8 protein-coding genes and 2 pseudogenes are annotated in these 22,768 nt (G+C 66.4%); 6 read left to right on the forward strand and 4 right to left on the reverse strand.

Annotated features, from left to right (window positions below; genetic code table 11):
• Positions 1-103: 103 nt before the first annotated feature.
• The 3 genes from T398_RS07645 to T398_RS07655 all read left to right on the forward strand — a co-directional run bounded on the left by T398_RS07645 (position 104) and on the right by T398_RS07655 (position 11,803).
• On the forward strand, positions 104-6,286 hold the full coding sequence (locus T398_RS07645) for a hypothetical protein (RefSeq protein ID WP_496445661.1): 6,183 nt from the start codon (positions 104-106) through the stop codon (positions 6,284-6,286).
• A gap of 576 nt (positions 6,287-6,862) precedes the next feature.
• Entirely contained in the window at positions 6,863-8,725 is a 1,863-nt protein-coding gene (locus T398_RS07650) for a site-specific DNA-methyltransferase (RefSeq protein ID WP_496445662.1), read from the forward strand.
• Between the two features lie 3 nt (positions 8,726-8,728).
• Positions 8,729-11,803 carry a type III restriction-modification system endonuclease gene (locus T398_RS07655; RefSeq protein ID WP_496445663.1) on the forward strand — a complete coding sequence of 1,025 codons (3,075 nt, stop codon included), beginning with the start codon at positions 8,729-8,731 and terminating at the stop codon, positions 11,801-11,803.
• A 310-nt stretch (positions 11,804-12,113) separates the two neighbouring features.
• Here the strand turns inward: T398_RS07655 and T398_RS07660 are convergent, their stop codons facing one another.
• Positions 12,114-13,553: an MFS transporter gene (locus T398_RS07660; protein WP_496445814.1), complete on the reverse strand. Its 1,440-nt coding sequence runs from the start codon at positions 13,551-13,553 to the stop codon at positions 12,114-12,116.
• A gap of 596 nt (positions 13,554-14,149) precedes the next feature.
• Here T398_RS07660 and T398_RS07665 point away from each other — a divergent pair.
• Positions 14,150-15,832, forward strand: coding sequence for an alpha-keto acid decarboxylase family protein (locus tag T398_RS07665; RefSeq protein WP_496445664.1), 1,683 nt, complete (start codon positions 14,150-14,152; stop codon positions 15,830-15,832).
• A gap of 107 nt (positions 15,833-15,939) precedes the next feature.
• Here T398_RS07665 and T398_RS07670 read toward each other — a convergent pair whose 3' ends face one another.
• Positions 15,940-17,922: an ABC transporter ATP-binding protein gene (locus T398_RS07670; RefSeq protein ID WP_496445665.1), complete on the reverse strand. Its 1,983-nt coding sequence runs from the start codon at positions 17,920-17,922 to the stop codon at positions 15,940-15,942.
• 368 nt (positions 17,923-18,290) lie between these two features.
• Between T398_RS07670 and T398_RS07675 the strand changes: the two genes are divergently transcribed.
• On the forward strand, positions 18,291-20,813 hold the full coding sequence (locus T398_RS07675) for a GmrSD restriction endonuclease domain-containing protein (protein ID WP_496445666.1): 2,523 nt from the start codon (positions 18,291-18,293) through the stop codon (positions 20,811-20,813).
• A 143-nt stretch (positions 20,814-20,956) separates the two neighbouring features.
• Here the strand turns inward: T398_RS07675 and T398_RS07680 are convergent.
• Both T398_RS07680 and T398_RS07685 read right to left on the reverse strand, forming a co-directional pair.
• Positions 20,957-21,763, reverse strand: a pseudogene (locus T398_RS07680) (FAD-dependent monooxygenase); the annotation flags it as partial.
• Between the two features lie 59 nt (positions 21,764-21,822).
• Positions 21,823-21,903: pseudogene (locus T398_RS07685) on the reverse strand (FAD-dependent monooxygenase); the annotation flags it as partial.
• 117 nt (positions 21,904-22,020) lie between these two features.
• Here T398_RS07685 and T398_RS07690 point away from each other — a divergent pair.
• Positions 22,021-22,629 (forward strand): TetR/AcrR family transcriptional regulator, encoded by a 609-nt coding sequence (locus T398_RS07690; RefSeq protein WP_496445667.1) that lies wholly within the window; start codon positions 22,021-22,023, stop codon positions 22,627-22,629.
• Positions 22,630-22,768: the final 139 nt, after the last annotated feature.

Raw genomic sequence — 22,768 nt, forward strand, 5'->3', positions numbered from 1 at the left:
ATGTCATACCCAGCCGTTCTACTGGCATTTCGCCGTCGGCGGCCGCCGCCGACCAGCACCGTTTCCAGCGCACAGCCACCCGCGAATAGGAGTCACACCCCAGATGAGTGGTCGTCTGCGGCACCGCCACCGGCAAGCACCGGTGCTGATCTGCACATCGGAATGGCTCGCCGAGCTGGCCGCAGAGGCCACCGACGAGGCAGAGCGGCGGAGCTACACCGCGAAGGCGGAACTCGCCGCCCAGCTCGAACGCCTCAACGATGCGCTGGAGGCGGCGTTCAAAGTCCTGACCCCGGAAGAATTCGCCGACCTCGTCTGGCGGATCCCCAACCCGGAACGCACCGAATTCCTGAGTCACCTGCGCGTGCCGTCGGCGAAGAAACCCGTGCCGATCGCGGCGGCAAACGGGCTGGCGAGGCTGCGCATGTTGACCACTGAGGATCGCCGGCGGGCGGCCCAAACCATCACCCGGCCGGTGTTGCGGCGGCTGATGGAGCCACTTGATGCGTGGCTCCTCGACGGGGATGACGCCGCGTTGCGTAAGGCGCTGGTCGACGGTGCCAGCCAGGCGAACGCGGTCCGGTTGATGGTGCTCGTCTGGTGGCACGACTTTCCACAGGTCGTCGCCGCGCTGCGGGTCGCACTCACCAGCGGGCTGGCGCTGCCGACCTGGCCTTCGGACGTCGTCGATGACATCGCCGCCGCCTGCGGCCGCCTTGAGGCGCTGCGCGACGAACCCGTCGGCAGCGGCGATCCAGGCGCCGATGCCGAAGACGGAGGGGAGGTGCCCGACGTCGGCGATGCCACCGCTGACGTGGTTGACGGCCACCACGGTCCGGTTGAAACCAACCCTCCCGGACCAGACGCCACCACCGATGCGGCGTCGGACAGCCTCGACCCGGATCTGACGGGAGCTACGACGGCCGCCGAGCTCGCCGCCCGGCTGCGTGCCGCCGTCGGCAGCGCCCACAACGCAGCCCAGCAGATACTCGACGCTCTCGCCGCGTTAAAGTTGCCCGATCCGCACCTGCTGGCCCGGGTCGCCGAGCTGGGCACGGTTGTCACGCATGCCCGGGCATTCCTCGCCGATCTCGGTGTGGACACCGACTTCGGTGACGACTGCGACGTCCTCGCCGCCGCGCTCGACCGCGCCGCAGCCGAGCAGGACAACGAGCACACCGCCCGCGGGCAGCTGACACGACTGACTCATCTGTCTGGGCCGCCAACGAGCGCCGATGTGCTGGGAGGCGTCCGCCAACTCGCCGAGCAGCTGCTCGATGAGGACTGCTGGGACGACAACCAGCGAAACCATGTCGTCGCGCTGACCACCCTGGTGCAGATCATCGACGCCGCCGAAGCCGACGACACCGCCACGGCGATGCACCTGTACGCCACCGCCCAGCATCGCCTGCCCACGGAACTGGGACCGGTCCTGGTTGTCGCGCTCATGGGCAAACTGACCACCGGAACCGACAACACCGCGGCGCCGGTCGGCGCCCTTAGCCAGGACGATGCCGTCGAGCAGGTGGCCGGGCCGGAGCCCGAAGACCGGGTCCCCACCGAAGCCGTAGACGCTGTCGGTGCGCCACCGTCTGGTCCGGTCATGGCCACCGAGAGCGTCTCCGTTGCCGCGCCGCCGGTCGCGACGGACCTCACCTCCGACAGCGCCCAGTCGCCGGTACCTGTAACGGACACCGTCCCCGGTCACGTCTATCCAGGGAACACAACGGAGAGCGGTACGGAAGCGTCCGCAGCGTCGGAGGGGGTGGCTGTCGCAACGAGCGACACCGACGACGTCAGCGCGCCCCGCCGCACCACGGATCAGCGCAGCGACGGGGCCGATCTGATCAGTCTGCAGCCGACGGCGCCGTCTGAGCCGCATCGGCCAGCTGTCTTACCGCGAGAACCCGATGACACCGCGGGCGACAGCCTCATCGCGTCGCTACTACGCAAACGGCGCTACTGCCTGGCGTTTCACGCCGAGACCGTGCGGGGGAACGCCCCCCGGGCACAGGCGCTGCGCATGCTCGCGCTGTCCGAAGCGGTCCGCAGTGAAAGCGGCGCCACGTCGGCGGCGCTGCGCGCCGACCTCGACGCGCTGCACGTTCATCATTTCGATGGTGACCGCGCCGCCCAACTGGCGCTGCTCGCCGCCGCCGTCCGGGCGGCGCTGGTGACCGCCGATCCTAACGCCGGGACGATCCTGCAGGCTTTGGTCGGTTCGCTGCATGAACTGCCGCACCTGGCCCGGGTCGCCGGCGCGATCGGCACGGCCTCGGCTCGCGGGCTTCTTTCCAGCAGCGCGATACTCGCCGCGCTTGCCCCGATCGCGGGGGCTGACCAGAGCATCGCCACCGCCGTCGAAGCCGCCGTCCAGGCACGGGACCGGCTTCGGACCGTGCGGTTCGCCCGCGCGCAGCAGATCGCCGACCAGTGGTGGTCCGCCGACGGGTTCATTGGCCAGGTGCTTGACATCGCCGCCCACGACCGTCGGGTTGACATTGACGTCGCCGTCGATCGGCTGCGCAAGTTCTCCCGCCGGGAGGCAATCGTCGAGGAACTGATGCGGGAAGACGCCCAGATCCGGGCGAAGAACTCCCGGCCGCTGGAAGGCGCGGTCCGCCGGCGCCTCACCGATCACGCACGCGAGTGTCTCGACGCCGTCGGCAACTGGGTCGACGCGGTCCGGGCGAACGCGGACGCGGCCCGCGACAGCCTTCAGGTGCCCCCGCAGCTGGCGGAGCTGCGTAACGAGGTCCGCGCGGGACGGGTCGACGCCGACATCGAACTGCACGACACGGCGTCGACCGGCGACGACGGCCTGCTTGCAGCGGCCGCGGCGGTCTGCCGCGAGAGTGTCGCCCGTAGTGTCGAACTGTTGGACGGGATAAGGCTGGGCGGAGCCGAACCGGACCCGAACACTGTCCTCAACCGGGAGGTGCTGCGCAGCCCGGACCTGCCGGTCGACGCGAAGCTGAACCCCGCCAGGCCGGTGACGATCACCGATATCGAGTCAGCGGTGGCGACCTCGTGGCCGGCCGCGTTCGACGCTCGGCTTGCCATCGAGGACTACGGCGCGGCGCGGATCATCATCGACGCGGTCGCAGACGCCGGCCCTGGACGGGCCGAGGAAATGGTGGACCGCCTGGAGGGCAGCATCGCCCGATCGCAGAACGAGGTGCGGTCGTTGCGGGCGGATGTCGCCATGCAGGTGGAGAAAGCCGCACGGCTGGGACAGCTCAGCCACGCCAATAACTCCCGCGTCCTCGCCGAACTGGAGGCGGCCCGCCTTGACCGGCCCGATTTGGGCGCGGTCCGACGTCAACTCGAAGACATCATCGGCCGCCTGCCCGAATGCGCCGAACAGGCGCGCGATGCGATGCGCAGCCGCGTCACGATCGAACTTAACGAGGCCGCCAGCCGGGCGGCCAACACCAACGGACCCAAGGTCGCCGAGAACGCCGCAGAGCTCATCAACGCCCGCATCGACACCGGAGACCTCGCCACCGCCGAGGAGTACCTCCTCAACGCCCTCGCGGGAGAGGATCCACCCAGCACCACCCGGCCTACCGACCTGGAGAAGTTCCTCACTGCCCTCGGCGTTGCCACCGACGGTGTCACCCCGGCGTTGATCCGGGCCGCCCGGGACGGCGGCACCCACACCGGCCTCGACTTCAGTCGGCTCAACGACTTTGAACGGACCAATGCCGTCGAGGGCCTCGAGCAGTGGCACCGGTTGACCATGGAACGGCAGTCGTTGCGCCACCAACGGACGAAGTCGGTGCTCGGGTATGCACTGCGGCTGGCCGGTGTCGAGTTCACCGGCGAAAGGACCCCGTACAAGCTCGGTAACGCCCCGACCCGGAAGTGGGTCGAGCTCACCAGTGTCAAGCTGACCGGTGGGGCACGGGTTCCGGCGTTCGGGTCCCGCGCCGGTGACCTGTTGAAGGTGATGCTGTGCTGGGGCGTGCAGGACGCCGCCACGCTGCTGACCTGGGTGGAGCAGGACGAGAGCAACGACCCGATCCTCGTGTTGCTGTTCGGCAGCATGTCGGCTGCGCAGCGTAAGGTCCTAGCCAAAGAGTGTGCGGCGCGTGCCGACCGGCCGGTCATGGTCGTCGACGACGCCGCGATTGCGTTCCTCGCCGCCCGCGGAGGCGGGCTGTTCGCTACCACCGAGCGGATCCTGTTGCCGTATGCGGCGACCAACCCGTACCACCCGAGCGGACACGACGCGCTGCCCGGGGAGATCTTCTTCGGCCGCGTCGATGAACGCAAGAGCATCCTCGACCCGTACGGCGCGAACCTGCTCTACGGCGGCCGGCAGCTTGGCAAGTCAGCGCTGCTGCAGGCCGCCGCTCGCCAGTTCGAGCTCTACCAGGACCGGGTCGCGGTGTATCTGCCGCTGTCAGGCGGGTTCGGCGCCACCGTCAAGATCGACGACCTGTGGAACATGATCGCCGAACGGCTCGCCCAGCGGGGTATCGCCTCGCCGCGCAAACGGGCCCGCGACGCCGCTCAGTACGTAGAGACGACGATCACCACGTGGTTGGGCAGCAACAACCAGCGCCGGCTGCTGCTGCTTCTCGACGAATGCGACGGATTCTTCGACGCCGACGCCCGGACAGGGTTTGAGCACACCACCCGCCTGCGTAACCTGATGATGACCACAAACCGTAACTTCAAGCCAGTGTTCGCCGGCCTGCACCAGGTCCAGCGGTTCGCGCACCTGCCCAACCAGCCGCTCGCCAGCGCACACTTCGGCGACCCGATCGCCATCGGCCCGTTGACACCAGCCGCGGCGCACGACTTGATGTTCACCCCGATGGACACCCTCGGGATCTCCTTTGACTCCGACGAGCTCATCCATCGAGTCCTCGCCTACTGCAACTACCAGCCGAAGCTGCTGCAGATGGTCGGCGAGGAGCTCGTGCGGGAAGCGTTGAGCCGACGGGGCCTGGAAGGGCCGCGGTACCGCATCCGCGACGAGGACCTGGAACGCGTGATCGGCTCCAACGCCGTCCGGCAGAAGATCCGTGAGACGGTGCACCTGACCCTCAACCTCGACTCGCGGTACAAGCTGATCGCTCTCGTCGTCGCCCTCTCCGCACTGGAGAAGGGCGCCGACCACGCCATCCCCACGCATGTGCTGCGGGACGAGTGCCTGGCGTGGTGGCCGGAAGGGTTCGTCGACCAGGGAGCTGACGAGTTCCGGTCGTTGCTGTCGGAGATGAGCGGCCTCGGGGTCCTGTCGGAAACTAGCGGCCGGTGGCGGCTGCGGTCCAGCAACGTGCTGCGTCTCCTCGGTACCGCGGAGACCATCGAGGAAGAGTTGTGCGCCCTGGAATGGCGTAACGTCGTCACCACCCTGTCGGCCGAGCAGGCCCGTCGCACGCTGACGGACGGCCGCATCTCGCCGGTGACCGAGAAGCAGCTGGCCACCTTGACCGAACGGGGCAACCACCTGTGGGTGGTCGTCGGCACCCAGGCGACCGGGATCGACCGGGTCGCGGCGCGGCTGACTGAGGAAGCAGAAATGATCGGGGCGCGGTTCACCCTGCACGTGACCCGGGGACCAGCAGGCTACCGGCGGGAACTGCGCGGCGGGGCGCCCGGTGACCGGCACCGGGTCGTGCTCGGCGACCTGTCAACTACGAGGCTCGACAATGCGCTCAATGAACTGCTTCAGGTCGACACCCTGCTGCCGGCAGCAGGGGTGACCCGCTCCGTGGTCGCGATTGTCGATGCCAGCGTCAGCGAACTGTTCACCAAGGCCGACGCTCCGCCGCTAGGGGAGGTCACCGACCGGGCGATCGTGCTGCGCCGGCTGTCGCCGGGCGGGCTGCGGTCGTGGGTCGTCGACAATGAGATCTCGTGTTTCGGTGATGCGGCCAGCCAGAAGACGCTGCTGGAGACCACCGGCGGATGGACGGTGCTGCTCGACGACGCCGCCCGGCTCGCGGCCACCGAACGCACCGCTCGACGCGTGTGCGATGCGATCACCGCAGCAAGGCTCCACAGCGCCGAAGCCGCCAGTGTGTTCGTCGATCAGGTCGGACTGGCGAACAACCCGAGGCTTGCGGCCGCTTTCGACTCGTTGCTCGACTACAACGCCCCGATGAGCGGCGAGGACCTGGCCACCTGGCTTGAGGTGACCGAATGCGGCGGCGCCCGGTCGGTGGAGGCGTTGCGGTACTTCGACGTGCTCGTCGAGCGACCCGACGACGGGCTGTGGGAACTGGAGCCGGTGTTCGCGGCGGCGTGGAGGAAAGCGCGATCGCAGTGACAGGCTGTCGTCGTATGCGCCAGGTCAACGTACACATCCGGGTGCTCGGCGGGTGCTCGGTCGGAGGGTCACACCTGAGCCCGAACATCCTGTCTGGGAATTCCCGGCCACGGTGTGCCACCGCTACCCGGTCGCCCTGTTCGGTGAATGCCCGCCCGGCGGCCCGGAACCTGTACGTCGACCTCGAGCCATAGCGGAAGGACCACCCTTGGTCGAGGGATTGCGTCGACCAAGGGTCTGTCCCTGCCCACACAGCGGTCCGCTTCGCGGCCGGTGACGTGCTGTGTCCCACCCGCAAGAGTCTGCCGGTCGCTACGCCGGTCTCCGGACGCCGGTTCTGCCCATCAGGAAGCGTCCGGGCGAGGATGTGTCGGAAGCAACCGGCAGGATAGACCAAGCAACCGGCAGGATAGACCAGGCACGCAAGCTCGAACACGAGATCACTAATCTAGGGAAGAGCCTCCGGTGCGAGCCGCAGTTCAACCGCAGGGTCGAGTTGCGGCGGCTGCCTCGCGACCGAGCCGCAGCGCTCGCGGCGCTGACCAACCCCGCAACACCGACGACCGAGGAAGCCCCGTGGACGAGCTGAGGATGCATTCGCCGGATCTGGCTGGCCGGAACATCGACAAGATCGCCGAGCTGTTCCCGGCGGTCGTCACCGAGGGTCCCGATGGCACGCGGATGATCGACTTTGACCTGCTCCGTCAGGAGCTGTCGGGCCACGCGGTCGAGGGTCCGCAGGAGCGCTACCAGCTCAACTGGCCGGGTAAGCGCGAAGCGCTCTTCGCCGCGAACGCGCCGGTCGCCAAGACGTTGCGTCCGGTCCGGGCCGAGTCGGCCGACTTTGACACCACGCGCAACATCTTCATCGAGGGTGACAACCTCGACGCGCTCAAGCTGCTTCAGGAGTCGTACCTCGGCAAGGTCAAGGTTATCTACATCGACCCGCCGTACAACACGGGAAACGACTTCATCTACGACGACGACTTTGCGGAGAACTCCACGGAGTACCTCGCGAAATCCGGGCAGGTCGACGCTGCCGGGAACCGCCTGGTCGCGAACACTGAGTCGAATGGGCGGTTCCACTCCGACTGGCTCAGCATGATGTACCCGCGCCTCAAGCTCGCGCGAAACCTGCTGACCGACGACGGCGTGATCTTCATCTCGATCGACGACAACGAGGTCGACAACCTCAAGAAGATCGGCTCGGAGATTTTCGGGCAGCAGAACTTCGTCGCACAGATCATCTGGCAGAAGGTGTACGCGCCGAAGAACTCGGCGCGATGGTTCTCCGAGGACCACGACTACATCGTCGTATTCGCCCGTAACAAGGAACTCTGGCAGCCCCAGCAGCTCGCGCGCACCGAGGATATGGAGGCGCGCTACAAGAACCCCGACAGCGACCCAAGGGGTCCGTGGAAGGCCGAGAACATGTCGGCGCGGAACAGGTATGACGCAGGCGTGTACCCAATCACGGCACCGTCGGGACGCCTTATCGAAGGTCCGCCGCGGGGCAGCTACTGGCGGATATCCAAGCAAAAATTCGCCGAGCTCGACGCGGACAACCGAATTTGGTGGGGCGCGGACGGGAACAACACCCCGGCGGTGAAGCGGTTCCTCTCCGAGGTCTCGGCCGGTCGGACCCCCCAGACGTTGTGGTCCTATGCGGAGGTTGGGCACACCCAGGACGCCAAAAAGGCACTCCTGAAGTACGTCCCGTTCGAGAACACAGCGAATGTGCTGAATTCTGTTAAGCCGGTCGAGCTGATCCAGCGGATCCTGCAGCTCGCGGGCAGGCCGAATGACGGCGATATCGTCCTCGACTTCTTTGGCGGAAGCGCGACCACCGCTCATGCCGTCCTCCAGCAGAACCTGGCTGACGGTGGCAACCGACGCTTCATCAGCGTCCAGATCCACGAACCGCTGCCGGTCCCGGAGCCCGCCTTCAGCTCGATCTTCGAGATGGGTCTCACCCGGGTAAGGAACCTCGCGGCGGAGATCGGGAGCCGGGACAATGCCCCAGGCAACCTCGACCTGGGCTTCCGCGTCCTCAAGGTTGACTCGACGAACCTCTCCGACCTGCTGCGCACCCCGGGCGAGCTGGGCCAGGGCGAACTCGACCTCTTCGCGGACAGCGTGAAGCCCGACCGGACCGGCGAAGATCTTGTCTTTCAGGTGCTCCTCGACTGGGGCCGGGAACTAACGATGCCCATCGCCCCGGTGTCGATCGATGATCATGAGGTGTACGTCGTCGAGGGCGGCGTCCTGATCGCGTGCTTCGAGGCAAAGGTGAGCCCCGCCGTGGTGCGCGAGATGGCGAGCAGACAGCCGCTGCGTGCCGTATTCCGGGACTCCGGCTTCGCCACGGACGCCGATCGGATCAACGCCGAGCAGGTGTTCGCCGAGGTTTCGCCCGCGACCGAGGTGAGGGCGATCTGACCGATGAAGCTTCAATTCAAGGTCCAGCAGTACCAGACCGACGCGGTGGATGCGGTGGTGGACTGCTTCGCCGGGCAGCCTCGTGGCGAAGGCGTGTCGTATCGAATCGACCCGGGCCGTCCTGCCGATTCCGCTCAACCAGCGCTGGAGTTTTCGGAATCGGGGCTGCGGAACTCGGAAATCCTGCTGAGTCCGGCGCGGTTGCTGCAGAACATCCAGGCGGTGCAGCGCAGCCGGAACCTGCCGCTGTCGGCGTCGCTCGTGCAGAGCAGGGCGGCGTCTGTCCTGAACACGCCGAACCTCGATGTCGAAATGGAGACGGGAACCGGCAAGACCTACGTCTACATCAAGACGATCATGGAGCTGAACAAGCGCTACGGCTGGTCGAGGTTCATCGTCGTGGTGCCGAGTGTGGCGATCCGTGAAGGCGTGCAGAAAACGTTCGACATCACCGCCGAGCACTTCCAGCAGACGTACGGGACGAAGCCGCGCTCCTTCGTTTACCACTCGTCCCAACTGCACGAGCTGGAGCGTTTCAGCTCGGACGCGGGTGTCCAGGTGATGATCATCAACATCCAGGCGTTCAACGCCACGGGTAAGGATAACCGGCGCATCTACGACGAGCTTGACGGCTTCCTGTCCCGCCGCCCGATCGACGTGATCAGCGCAAACCGACCCATCGTCATCATCGACGAGCCGCAGAAGCTCGGCGCGGCCAAATCTCTGGAGGCACTGAGCCGGTTCAACGCGTTGATGGTGCTGCGGTACTCCGCGACCCACAAGGTGGAGCACAACAAGATCCACCGGCTCGACGCGCTTGACGCATACCACCAGAAGCTCGTGAAGCGGATCGCCGTGCGCGGCATCACCGTCAAGGGGTTGGCCGGGAGCACGGCGTACCTGTATCTGGCCGGGATCGAGATCGCCAAGGGCGCCAAGCCACGCGCCCGGCTCGAATTGGAGATCCAGACCAAGAGCGGCATCAAGCGTGAGGTCAGACGCCTCGACCAGGGGGCGAACCTGCACAACGCCGCAAAGGGTGTCGAGGCGTACAAGGGCCTGTTCATCACCGACATCGACGCGAACCGCGACGTGGTCGAGCTGAGCAACGGCGATACCTTGTTCGCGGGGCAGGTCACGGGGGACGTAAGCGACGAGGCGAAGCGGCGTATCCAGATCCGTGAGGTGATCAGCGCCCACCTGGACAAGGAGCGCGAGCTGTTCGCGCAGGGCATCAAAGTCCTCTCGCTCCTCTTCGTCGACGACGTGGCTAGGTACCGCGACTACGACCGCGAAGACACCCTAGGCGACTACGCGCGTTTTTTCGTCGAGGAGTATCAGGCGCTCGTGGCCGAGGAGCTGAGCCAGTTGTCAATTGACGAGGGTGCCGAGGCGTACCGTCGTCACCTCCAGACGATTGCCGCCGAGGACACCCACCAAGGGTATTTCTCGATCGACAAGAGGACCAGGCGTCTCCTTGATCCGAAGGTGTCAAAGCGCGGGGGAGAGGTAGGCCAGGCGACAGATGTCGACGCCTATGATTTGATCCTGCGTAACAAGGAGCGGCTGCTGTCGTTCGCCGAACCCGTCCGGTTCATCTTCTCCCACTCCGCACTGCGCGAAGGCTGGGACAACCCCAACGTGTTCGTCATGGGCATGCTCAAGAAGAGCGACAACACGGTCTCGCGCCGACAGGAGATCGGGCGCGGCCTGCGGCTCGCCGTAGACCAGCACGGTGAGCGGATGGACAACCCCGTCACCGTGCATGACATCAACGAGCTCACCGTCGTCACCGACGAGTCCTACACCGAATTCGTGGCGGGCTTGCAGAAGGAGATCAGCGACTCCCTCGCATCCCGACCCCGCAAGGCCAGCGTCACGTACTTCATCGGCAAGACCTTCACCACGGAGTCCGGCGAGAGCGTCGTCGATGAGGTACTCGCGAACGCCCTGTACAAGTACCTCGTCCGGAACGACTACCTCAACGACGACGACACTATCTCGGACGCCTACAAGACCGCGCGCGACACGGGCGCCCGCGCCGAGCCGACCTCGAATCTACTCAAGCCAGTCGTTGACTGTATTTGGCCGCTGGTCGATGCTCTCTGCCAGGACATCGCGCCTATCCCCGACGGGCGCAAGCCCAAGCGCATTCCGCTGAATGAGGAAAACTTCGCCAAGGAGGAGTTCAGAGAACTCTGGAATCGCATCAACCGTAAGGTCGTCTACCAGGTGAAGTTCGACTCCGTCGAACTGGTCGACAAGTGCGTCGCCGTGCTCGACGCCCAGCTCAACGTCGCGGCCATGCAATACGTCGTGCGGTCCGGCCGGCAGCGTGCGGCCCTCGACACCGACGAACTGGCCAGCGGCGCTGGATTCACGGTCAACTCGACGAGCACTTACACGGGCACGGTCTCGGCGTCGTCGCGGGTGCCGTATGACCTGCTCGGCGAGATCACGGAGAAGACCCAGCTGACCCGCCGAACAGCCGCCGCGATCCTGGGTCGCACCAAGCCGACGACCTTCGCAAAATACCGGCAGAACCCCGAGCAGTTCATCACCGAGTGCGTCCGACTGATCAACGAGCAGAAGGCCGCGGTGGTTGTTGAGCACCTCAGCTATCACGCCCTCGCCGAGCGGCACGACCTCGCCATTTTCACCGAGAACCAGACGAAGCAGGACTTCGCCAAAGCCGGGCAGAAGCTCAAGCACCACATCTACGACTACGTGGTCACCGACTCCAAGGTCGAGCGCGACTTTGTCGCCAATCTGGATTCCAGCGAGGAGGTTGTTGTCTACGCCAAGCTGCCGCCGGGCTTCTTTATCCCGACCCCGGTCGGCAACTACAACCCCGACTGGGCCATAGCATTCCGGGGGGCCGCGGGCAAGCACGTTTACTTCGTTGCCGAGACCAAGGGTTCGCTCTCATCGATGCAGCTCAGAGGCGTCGAAAAAGCCAAGATCGAATGTGCCCGTAAGCTCTTCGCCCAGCTGAACCACGAGCGGAAGGAACCGGTGAGGTACGACGTGGTCACCGACTTCAGTGAGCTCATGCAACTCGTCGCGGCGGGGTCTTGACCGGCGCCTGGAACCGTCCGGCCAGGCCGTCGAGCGGAGCCAGGGAGCCTCGGGCTCGAAAGGGCTGAGCCGACCGGCTGAGCCGAGGCGGTAGGTGAGTCCCTCCCCGTACCCTCGGCTGGGACCTGTACCGCGACCAGGTGGTGCCGACTTTCGAACGGCTCCGGGACGAAGGCAGGAATCGGTCCTGGGGGTTGACCGGTGTCGGCCACCCGCAGATCGTGATCGACGCGATGCACCAGCACCCGCGTCCGGATGCGGTCCAGGCGGTGGCGAACACCCCTGGGTGCCCGCCGGGATAACGGGTGGCTCAGGATGCTCGACTGCGTCCGTGGCGGCGGCTGCCGAGGATCTCGACCAGGCTGGTGAGCAGGGCGGCGGCGACGATGCCGATCGCCACGGCAAGCGCGTACCGAAGCGCGGTTGACCAGCGTCCGTCGTTGGCCCCGACCGCCGCGAACAGGGTCGCGGTGATGATCGCCAGCCCCATCGCGGATCCGACCTGTCGCATGGTGCGGTACATGCCAGCGGCGCTGCCGACGTCAGCCCGGGGCACCTCCTGGAGAGTCAGCGTGTTGTTCGGTGTGATCACGAGGCCGCCGCCGATCCCGACGAGTAGTAGCGTAAAGCCGTTGACGATCGAGAAGGTCGTCCCGGTTAGGCCGGTGAACGCTATCGTAATGGCGAGACTCGTCACGACGACGACGAGTCCGATGACCAGCAGTTGACGGCCGTAACGGTCAACCTTTCGTCCACCGAGCACGGACCCGAGGACCGAACCTAACGCGAATGGTGCGATCGTGAGACCGGTGATCAGGGGACTGCGGTCAAGACTGTACTGTAGGTAGAAGCTGAAGATTGCCGGTAGTGGGGAAAACCCGGCGCCGAAGAGGAATCCGATCAGTAGCCCTCGGCGGTAGGTTCGATGGGTGAACAGACGGAAGTCGAAGACCGGCGGGTGGCGTCGCGCCGTGGCGGTTTCCCAGGACCGGAAGACGACGAGGACACCGATTCCGACCGGCACCAACAGCCACGGCAGCAATCCCCTCCACTGTCCCTGTTGCAGTGCGGGCAGGATCACCAACATGGTCCCGACGGCCAGCAGCAGCGTACCGATCGGGTCGTGTTGGTGATCGGTCTGGGGACGTGTGGATCTGCTCGGGAAGTACCGCCAGATGAGCACCGCCGCCGCGATCCCGATCGGGGCGTTGACGAGAAAGACCAGTCGCCAGCCGTCGTCCGCCCCGCCCACAGCGATGACTATGCCGCCGATCAGTGGGCCAAGGGCGGCGCCCGCGTGGGCGCTGGCACCGACTGCTCCGAAGGGGCGGCCTCGTTCCCGGGGGCGGAACAGCTCCTCTACCAAAGCGTTGATCTGGGGGGTCAGGATACCGGCGGCGGCGCCCTGCAGGAGCCGGGCGACCACCAGGATGAGGCCGGAGGTGGCGAATCCTGCCATCGTGTTGGCTGCGACGAACAAGGCGAGACCGAGGAGCAGGGTAAATCGTCGTCCTTTGGCGTCTCCGAGCCGCCCGGCGGGGATGAGGACAAGTGCGAACATTAGCGAGTAGCCGGAGAAGACCCACTGGAGAATGTTGTTGTCAGTGCCCAGCGAGCGGTCGATCGAGGGCAGCATCACGGTGATGGCACCGAGGTCGATCCAGCTGATGAACGAGACGATCAGCGCAATGTTGAGGAACCGCCACGGCCGGGCATACGCGGCCGCTACCGGAACCTTCGACCGCGACATCCTCACCGCCTGATCCTGAGACAGCACCTACGAGACACGGTTGGGGCTGCCTGCCTAGTAGCCCGCGACCGCCGCCGTAGGTCGCGGTCTGAACCTGCCGCCCCCTCCGGCTGCCCGCGCGCTCATCGGGTCATGGGGCGGGCACCCGGTCCCCCCGCTTCGGGTGCAGGGAGCGCAGTAGTAGGGGCAGCCGGAGGCCCCCGACACCATGGCACCTGACCGGCAATGTTCGCTGGCCAGGGCTTGTTCATGAGTCTCCCAGTTTGCCAGTTAGAACCCCACGGGATGCTTAGGATCAGTATCAACCACTGGCGACCGGCCGGCGACCGAACCGGCGATTGATTCGGTCTGGGTGCGGGAGCTACCCACACCGGGGCATGCGTCGTGGCAGCTCGAGCGCCTGCGGGCGCTGCTGCCCATGCTAGCGGCCACCGGACGGGCCGGCGCCACAAGCCGGGCCGACGGACTGTTCCGGCCGATGCTCCACCACCGGGCCCGGTAGCGTCGAGTTATGGAAGCCGGCCACAAGCGCGAAACGTCGAGGTTAGGGTGGGGCTGTTCCATGGCGTGGATCCGAAAATTCTTTAATTGGAGGAATGGTGGGGGAGGATGGGCCGACGGTAACGGTCGGCGAGCTGTTGCTTGGTCGCCTCCATGACCTGGGTGTGCGGCATGTGTTCGGAGTGCCGGGCGAATTCACAATGGGATTCACCGGGCACGTTTTAGCCTTCGACGGCATCGACTGGGTCGGTAGTTCCAGCGAGCTGAACGCCTGCTTCAGCGCTGACGGCTATGCGCGGGTTGCTGGCCTGGGCGTGGTTGTTTCACAGTTTGGTGCGGGTGAATTATCGAGCATTAATGCAATGGCTACCGCGATGGTTGAGTCGGTGCCGATCGTGTCGATCGTGATTGCCCCATCGACGGAGGTTATGCGGGAGCATGCCCTGATCCGTCAATCACTTGTGGATAGTTTTCCGGACCAGTGGGTTCAGGTAGCCCGGCAGGTGACCGTTGCCCAGACCTCGTTGACCCCGGAGTGTGCGCTGAGGGAGATCGACCGAGTTCTGGCCGAGTGCTGGTCACAACAACGTCCCGTGTACATCCGGATTCCCGCGGATGTAGCTCGAACGTCCGTCCCGCAGCCGTCGCGACGTCTCACCCGCCCAGATCCGATCTCGAATTCCGCGCAACTGGACGCGTTTGCCGTCGCTGCGCAACGGCGACTCGCAGACGCGGAGCGGCCGGCGTTACTGGTGGGAAATATTCCGATCCGTCTGGGCCTCGGGCCGGCTGTCGCCGCGTTTGCAGCTGAGCATAATTGGCCCGTCGCCACGCAGGCGCCCGGTCGGGGACTGTTTGATGAGTCCGACTCTCGTTTCGTCGGGGTTTATAGTGGCAGTGGGAGTCGTGATTCAATCCGGGAGGTGGTTGAAGGCGCCGACGTCCTGGTCTGCCTGGGTGTCACCTTTTTTGCCTGGAACGGTCTTTTCGCCGTAGACCGTGATCCTGATCGGATCATAAACTTGGAGCGGGATTCCGCAGAGGTTGCCGGCACCCGGTTCGGCCCGATCTCCATGGTTGCGGCGCTGGGTCAACTGCACGAGATAGCCCCCAGTCGTGCGAGTGGTTGGCCGAGTGGCGAGGCTCCACTGATTAAGCCGTCCGAGCTGGCTCGGGCGGGCGCCAGGCCAATCTGTCATGAACGGCTGTGGCCGGCCCTCCAAGGGGTGCTCCGTCCGGGGGATATCTTGGCCGGGGAGGTTGGGACATCATTTTTTGGTTTGGCAACGATGCGGTTGCCGGCCAGGGTTGCCGTTTTGATGGCGCCGATCTGGGGGGCGGTCGGTTATGTTGTTCCTGCGTCTTTCGGTGCCGGAGTTGCGATGCCTGAGAGGCAAGTGGTGTCGATTACCGGCGATGGGGGCCTGCAGATGTCCTCGCAGGAAATTAGCCGGATGCTTACCTTTGGTCAAAATCCGATCATTTTCGTGATCAATAACCGTGGCTACACCTCCGAACGAGCAATAGGAAAAGAGGTTGGGAGAGGTTACGGGGAGGAGATACCTGATTGGCGATATGGTGATCTACCAGCGGTGTTTGCTGCGGAGGGAACCTTCGCGGTGCATACCGCCCGCACCGAGGCCGAGCTGGCCGAGATCTTAGCTGGTATCGAAGAGCGCCCGAGCCGGTTGACGCTCATCGAGGTGATGATTGATCCGTCGGATCTACCTGAAGGAATGCGGCAGTGGAGTCGGAAGGCCGCCGTCCCGCAAACTTAGCGGAGGGAGTGTGTCGGTTTCGGCGCTGTCTTCGCCGGTCGGTTCCTTTGGTTTCGGGAGGAGGCTCGTAACGGGCCGGAGCCCGCTGATCCCTCGCGCGGTGGGCATCAGCTGGACCGGGTGGCGATCGACGAGCCGCACACGGTGGAGTGGGGCGACCCGCTCACCCGTTCACCTCCGTGGGGCACCGCCGACCCGGTGGCGACGGTACGCTCGCCACTGAGTAGCTGCCCGCGCGCCAGCTCCCGGTAGAGCTCGTCCTCGGCCATGAGGTGGTCGTGGGTGCCGGTCCCGCGGACGCCACCGTGGTCCATCAGGACGATCGCATCGGAGGCTGCAACAGTGGACAGCCGGTGGGCGATCACCAGCATCGTGCAGCCCGTGGCGAGTTCCTCGATCGCTTCGCGCAGTGCCGCCTCGTTGACGGAGTCGAGCTGGGAGGTCGCCTCGTCCAGCAGTACCAGCCGGGGCCGGCTCAGCAGCAGGCGACCGATGGCCAGCCGTTGGCGCTCGCCACCGGACAGCTGCGTTCCGTGGTCACCGATCTCGGTGTCCAGGCCGTCGGGAAGCCGGCGGACCAGGGCGCCGAGGCGGCTGGCCTCCACCACCGTGTTCAGCTGGCCGTCGGTGGTGGCCGGCGCGGCGTAGAGCAGGTTCTCGCGTAGCGTGCCGGCCAGTGCCGGAGCTTCCTGCTCCACGTAGCCGATCTGGCGGCGCAGTTCGTTGAGTGGAATGTCCGCCACATCGCGGTCGCCGAGCAGGACCCGGCCTGTCTCGGGCTCGTAGAAGCGCTCGAGCAGGCCCAGGACGGTGGTCTTTCCGACGCCGGAAGGGCCCACCAGGGCCGCCTGCGCACCGGCCGGAATGTGGAATGACACATCACGGAGCACGGGGACGCCCTCGCGGTAGCCGAAGCTCACGTTCTCGAACGTTACCGACGAGGGCGCCCCGCTGAATGGCGCGGTCGGCTCGCTCGGTGACGCGGTCGGCCCAGCGGTCCCTCCGACCCCGGTGAGCGGGACGGGTTCCCCGACCATGGGTGCCGCGCTGCCCGGTATCGGCTCGACCTCCATATCGTTCACCGTCGCGATGCGCGTGGTAGCGGCTGAGGCCTTCTGCAGCTGGATGACCGCATTCACGATGTGGATGATCGGGGAGGCCAGGTACAAGATGTAGAGCAGGAAGGCCACCAGGTCGGCGGCCGAGATGCTCCCGTTGGCCACGCGCACACCGCCGACGCCGAGGACCATCAGGAACGACAGCTGGATGGCGAGGCCGCTGGCGATGCCGACGACGGCGTCCAGTTTGACCGACCGCACCCCCGCCGCATACGAGGTGCGGGCCCACGCACTGATCCGCTCGGACTCGCGCTCCTCGGACACGCTGGCCTTCACCGTACGGATGGCGCCCAGGGCCCGCTCCAGGCCGGCGGTCATCTGCCCCAGCCCTTCCTGTGCCCGCTCGGTGGCGGTCTTGATCCGGCTCAGCGCCGGAACCACACCGAGGCCGACGACCAGCAGGACCGCCAGCACCGACACCAGTTGGACCCAGTCCAGGTAGGCCATCAACGCGATCGCTCCGACGAGCGTCACCACGGCGGACACCGAGTCCAGCACGTTGGCTGTGATGACCGACCGCAGCAGTGTGGTGTCGGCTCCGGCGGTGGACAGCAGGTCGCCGACCGAACGGCGGTCGTACTCCTTCATGCGCAGCCGCAGTAGCCTGCGCACCAGCGTCAGTCGCAGTCCCAGAACCATTCGTTCCCCCGAACGTTCCAGGATGAACAACTGGATTCCGGACAGCGCGGCGCCGCCCAGTACCAGGGCGACGAGAAGCAGAATGGGCCGCAGCAGACCCCCGTCCTGACCAACCCGCTCCAGCACCTCACGTGCGGCCAGCGGCTGGGCCAGCGCAGCGCCCGAACCGAACAAACCCAGGCCGACACCGGCGACGAGTGTCTTCCGATAGGGCCGGGCAAACGTCAGCAGTGCCTTCAAACCGGCGGTGTCGAACTGTTCCTTCGCGGTGCTCGGCTGCTCTTCTGCTCCCGTCCCGACCGGACGTTCCTCGGCCATCCGTACGTCACCCATCGTGTTCCCTCCGCCAGCCCTCGTTCGTCAGCTCGCCAGGACAGTGCGGGCGGTAACGCGTGGTGATGGCCATTTTCGCTGCCGCCGTACGCCGCTGTTTCGGATCACGCTAGCCTGCCTGAGCCACCGTGCCGGTGCGGCGAACCGAGCTCGGAAGGCGTCGACTGCGGGCCCCACCTTGGAGTCGGCCCAGCACCACCGCCGACCGTTCGTCAGTGTGGATATTGCAAGTTACTGCTTCCAGGAGTACCTGGATCGTTGTCGGGTTTTGGACAGCTATCGATCGTGATTGCGGGTTGCTTCATTGATTGGTGCTCTGGTTGTGTAGCCGGCTCAGAGCGTGCCACCGTGAGTGAGGAGCCGAGCGCATGGTAGCGGCACACGAGACGACGCTGCGGGAGTTGCTGGAGGGCGCGAAGCAGTATCGGGTACCGCTGTACCAGCGGACGTACTCGTGGACGGACTCTCAGCTCGTCCGCCTGTGGGAGGACATCCGAAAGCTGGCCGAGGAGCGGATCGAGGATCCGAGCATGACGCACTTCATCGGCTCGCTGGTGCTCGCGCCCAGCCCGACGAACGGACCGGCGGGCGTCTCCGAGTTTCTGGTGGTAGACGGTCAGCAGCGACTTACCACCCTGTCCATCCTGCTCTGCGCCCTTCGGGATCACCGGGCCCAGCACGAGGACCCGGGCCACCGGGACCGGATCGACCAGGAATACCTGATCAACAAGTGGAAGCCCACGCACCGGTTGAAGGTCGTCCCGACACAGGCCGATCGGCCCGCGTACGAGGCGTGCCTGGACGCCACTCCCCAGGCCGGCGGAAGTGATCGGGTCGGTGCGGCCTACCGGTTCTTCGTGGCCCAACTCGCCGCCGTGGACGACCCGGACGACCCGTTGGACATCCAGCGTCTCGAGGACGCGGTCATCTCGGGGATGGCACTGGTTTCGGTCGTCGCGCAGGCCGGCGACAACGTCTACCGGATCTTTGAGTCGCTGAACAACACCGGGCTCAAGCTCACCCAGGCCGACCTGCTTCGCAACTATCTCTTCATGCGGCTGCCGAACCGCGGTGCGGAGGTCTACGGCTCGCTGTGGTTCCCGCTTCAGCAGCAGCTGGACCCCGGGGAGCTTGAGCAGTTGTTCTGGCTCGACCTGGTGCACCGAGACCCCGGGGTCAAGCAGACCGACACCTACACCGGACAGCAGACGCGGCTGAACGGCTTGCACACCGAGGCGGAGATCGAGGCCGAGGTGCGTCGGTTCTGCCGGCTCGGTGCCCTCCTGCGGATCATCCTGCACCCCGAGGAGGAAGACGATCCGGAGGTACGGCGGCGGCTGGCCCGGCTCAACGAGTGGGATACGACCACCGTGTACCCGCTGCTGTTGCACTTGTTGGACAGCCGCGAGCAGGGCACGGCCACCTCTGAGCAGGTCGCGTCGGCGATGCGATACGTGGAGAGCTTCTTCGTCCGGCGCCTGCTGATCGGCCGGGCGACCGCGAACATCAACCGAATTCTGCTTCGCGTCGTGACCGACATGCGCGGAGACCTGCCGGTTGACGAGGCGCTGCGGGCATACCTGTCGGTCGGCCGGAAGTACTACGCCACCGATGTCAGCGTTCGGGAGGCGGTGCGGTCCATCCCGTTCTATCTCAACGGCCGTGCCAGCCAGCGCAAGCTTGTGCTCCGGTGGCTGGAGGAGTCGTACGGCAGCAAGGAGCCGGTGGCGCCGGACTCGCTGACCATCGAGCACGTCATGCCGCAGAGCCCCACCACGGAGTGGCGACGGACGCTGAGCGAGGATCTGCAGGGCGAGGAGACCTTCGCCGAGGTGCACGAGGCTCTGGTTCACACGCTGGGGAACCTCACCCTCACTGGCTACAACGCCGAGCTGAGCAACAGCTCCTTCCTGGTCAAGCGGGCACAACTGGGCAAGAGCGGGATTCTGCTCAACGGGGAGATCGCCGCGCAGAAGCGCTGGGGTCGCCCCGAGATCTACGCCCGTGCCGATGCCCTCGCCGAATGGGTCATCACCCACTGGCCGGGGCCCACCGAGGAGGCGGGCAACCGCTCCGAGGTGCCCTGGGACGTCATGAACAAGGCGCTCGCCGCGCTACCCGCCGGCTCCTGGACGGCGTACGGCGATGTTGCCGCGCTGATCGGCAGCCACCCGGTGCCGGTCGGCATCCGGCTGGCCAACCATCCGGCTCCGAACGCGCACCGGGTGCTTCAGGCGGAAGGTGTGGTGTCGCCCAGCTTCCGGTGGCTCGACCCCGTTCGAACGGACGATCCGTGCGACCTGCTGCGCGCCGAGGGGATCGAGTTCGACAGGTACGGGCGGGCCAGCCAGGCGCAGCGCTTCGGCGTCGAGGAGCTGGCCCAGCTCGCCGGTCTGCCACAGCAGGATGTGTCGCGGAAGTTTCTCCGTCCACGGTCCCGCCGTAGGGACGAGCTCGATGACCGGTTCGTCGAGCAACTGACCGACCTGCAGGATGCGCGGGTTGTGGCCGGAACGCTGGGTGTAGTTGAGGCCTGGGTCAAGCTGGGTGGCAGAGCACTCTACGGCTCGGCCGGCGAGACCTCGTGCTTGCTCGTGGCCCGCGGTAAGGACCACGAGCTCGGCAATATCTGGCCCGCGGCGATCTACCCCAGTGGGAAGTTCGAGATCGTCTATCAGCATATGAGCACGAGGACGCCCTTCGACGACATCGCGCTTCGCGAGGAGTTCCGCCAGCGGTTGAACAAGCTGCCGGGTGTAAGGATCGCCGCCGCGAAGCTCGCCCTCCGCCCCGGTTTCCCCCTGGAGGTCCTCGCGGACGCCGCGGCCCGCGAGGCGTTGATCGCGCATCTCGGCTGGTTCTACCGGCGGGCGATGCAACCCGGCACCTGACCACGCCACCGCCGTGGGGTGAATAGCCTTCCCGACGAAAAGTCAGGGCGGCGGCCCTTCCCGGCCAGCCTAAGGATCTCGTTACAGCGCGCGCGCAAAAGCGAACCGTTCGGGGGTCCTACTGCGGGGAGCCGCCGATCTGCCTACCCGCCCGACAGGTACCGCTCGATGCGGTTCGGCTCCGGTGGACCGGCGTAGCCGATGTGCCGGTCCGGCCGGATCACGAAGGCCGCGGCACCGGCGTCGTACAGCTTCTGGGCGCTACGGCCCCGGTCGAGGAGGACCGGAACCGGGGCACGTACGGTCTGGGTCGCCTGCCAGGCGGGGGTCAGGAGCCGCAGTTCCACTGTGCGGGGCCAGCGGCGGGCCAGCGTGTCGACCAGCCGGTTGATCTGTGTGGTCAGGGCCGGGTCTGGCGTCGGCACGGCCAGCAGGAGGGTGTGGCGGTCGGCGGCGAGTTGGTCGTGCAGGCGCTGTGGCTGGTGGCTGATCCCGTCGAAGAGCGTCGGGTCGGGCAGGCGGTCCCCACCGTGCAGACCGCCCTTGCGGCCGGTCACCCCGGCGGTTCCGCGGTAGCTGTGTGCGAGTTGGGACAGTCGGTGGGCGAGCAGTTGGCGGGCCGGCATGCTGGCCTGTAGCCCGGACAGCACCAGGTCGCGTAGGTGCCGGCGCGGGTCGCCCCGCAACAGCATCGCCGCTGCGCCGAGGTGGGTGAAGCGGACGACCTGTCGTCCGATCCGATGCCGTTCGGCCTGGTAGCTGTCGAGTAGCGTGGTCGGGGCCCAGCCGGCGATCACCGCGGCGAGTTTCCAGCCCAGGTTGATCGCGTCGGCGACGCCGAGGTTGAGCCCTTGGCCGCCGAACGGGGTGTGGACATGCGCTGCGTCGCCGGCCAGGAAGACTCGACCGGCGCGGTAGCTGGCCGCCTGCTGGCGGGCCAGGTTGAAGGTAGCGCGGCGGATTTGGTCAGCTCCAGCGGGGAGGCGTGCTTGTCGATGACTCGGGTGTCGACACCGAGTCGGGTCAGTTGGGCGGCGAGGACCAGGCCGGTGGGGCCGGCCCCGACGATCAGTACCTGCGGGTGTGGCATGTCGTGCGCCTCTCTACCGATGCCCAAGGACTAATAAAAGTGAGCGCTCGCTCTTTTTTAGCGTGCACCCGCCCGCCGGGCGCCGTCAAGAGCGAGCGCTCGCTTTACGATGAGGGGATGCCGAGAGTCTCCGAAGACCACCGTGCTGCCCGCCGCCGGCAGATCCTGTCGGCCGCCGCCACCCGCTTCGCCCGCGACGGTTTCCACCGCACCTCCATGCAGGACGTGGTGGATGAGTCCGGCCTGTCGTTCGGTGCCGTCTACCGCTACTTCCGCACCAAGAACGACATCGTCATGGCGATCTCCCTGGAGGCGATCAGCGTGATCGAGACGGTGGTCCGCGACGGTGTCCGGGCCGGTCGTCCCGTCGCCGACCTGCTGGCTACGCTGCCAGGCGCGCTGCTCGACCTCGAACAGATCGACGAGCGGATGCGGCTGGCGGTGCAGGCGTGGGGGGAGGCGCTCCGCGATCCAGCCCTTGCCCAGCGGATGCAGGAAGGGCTACGGCGGGCCCGCGCCGCGCTTCGGGAGAGCATCGAGGTCACCTGCGCCGACAGTGGCGCCCACATCGACGCGGACGCCGCGGCGCAGGTCCTGATCTCAATCATCCAAGGCTTCATCTTGCAGCGGTCCTGGGACCCCCGCCTCGACGCCGACTCGTACGGCCAGGCGGCCCAAGCGCTGATCAGCGGCAGGCTCGGCGGCGCGGTGACGGGGCGGCGTTGAGGTTGAGCGATCGCTGACTTGGCGCCGTGTCGCCAGAGTGTCTCTCTCATCGCGAGACGCACGCCAACCTCGCCCAAGCCACTGAGGAGCATCTGCGGTAACAGCCTTGACCTGATTGCCATATCTGAGGAAAGGGTCG

Source organism: Salinispora goodfellowii (genome assembly GCF_059570675.1).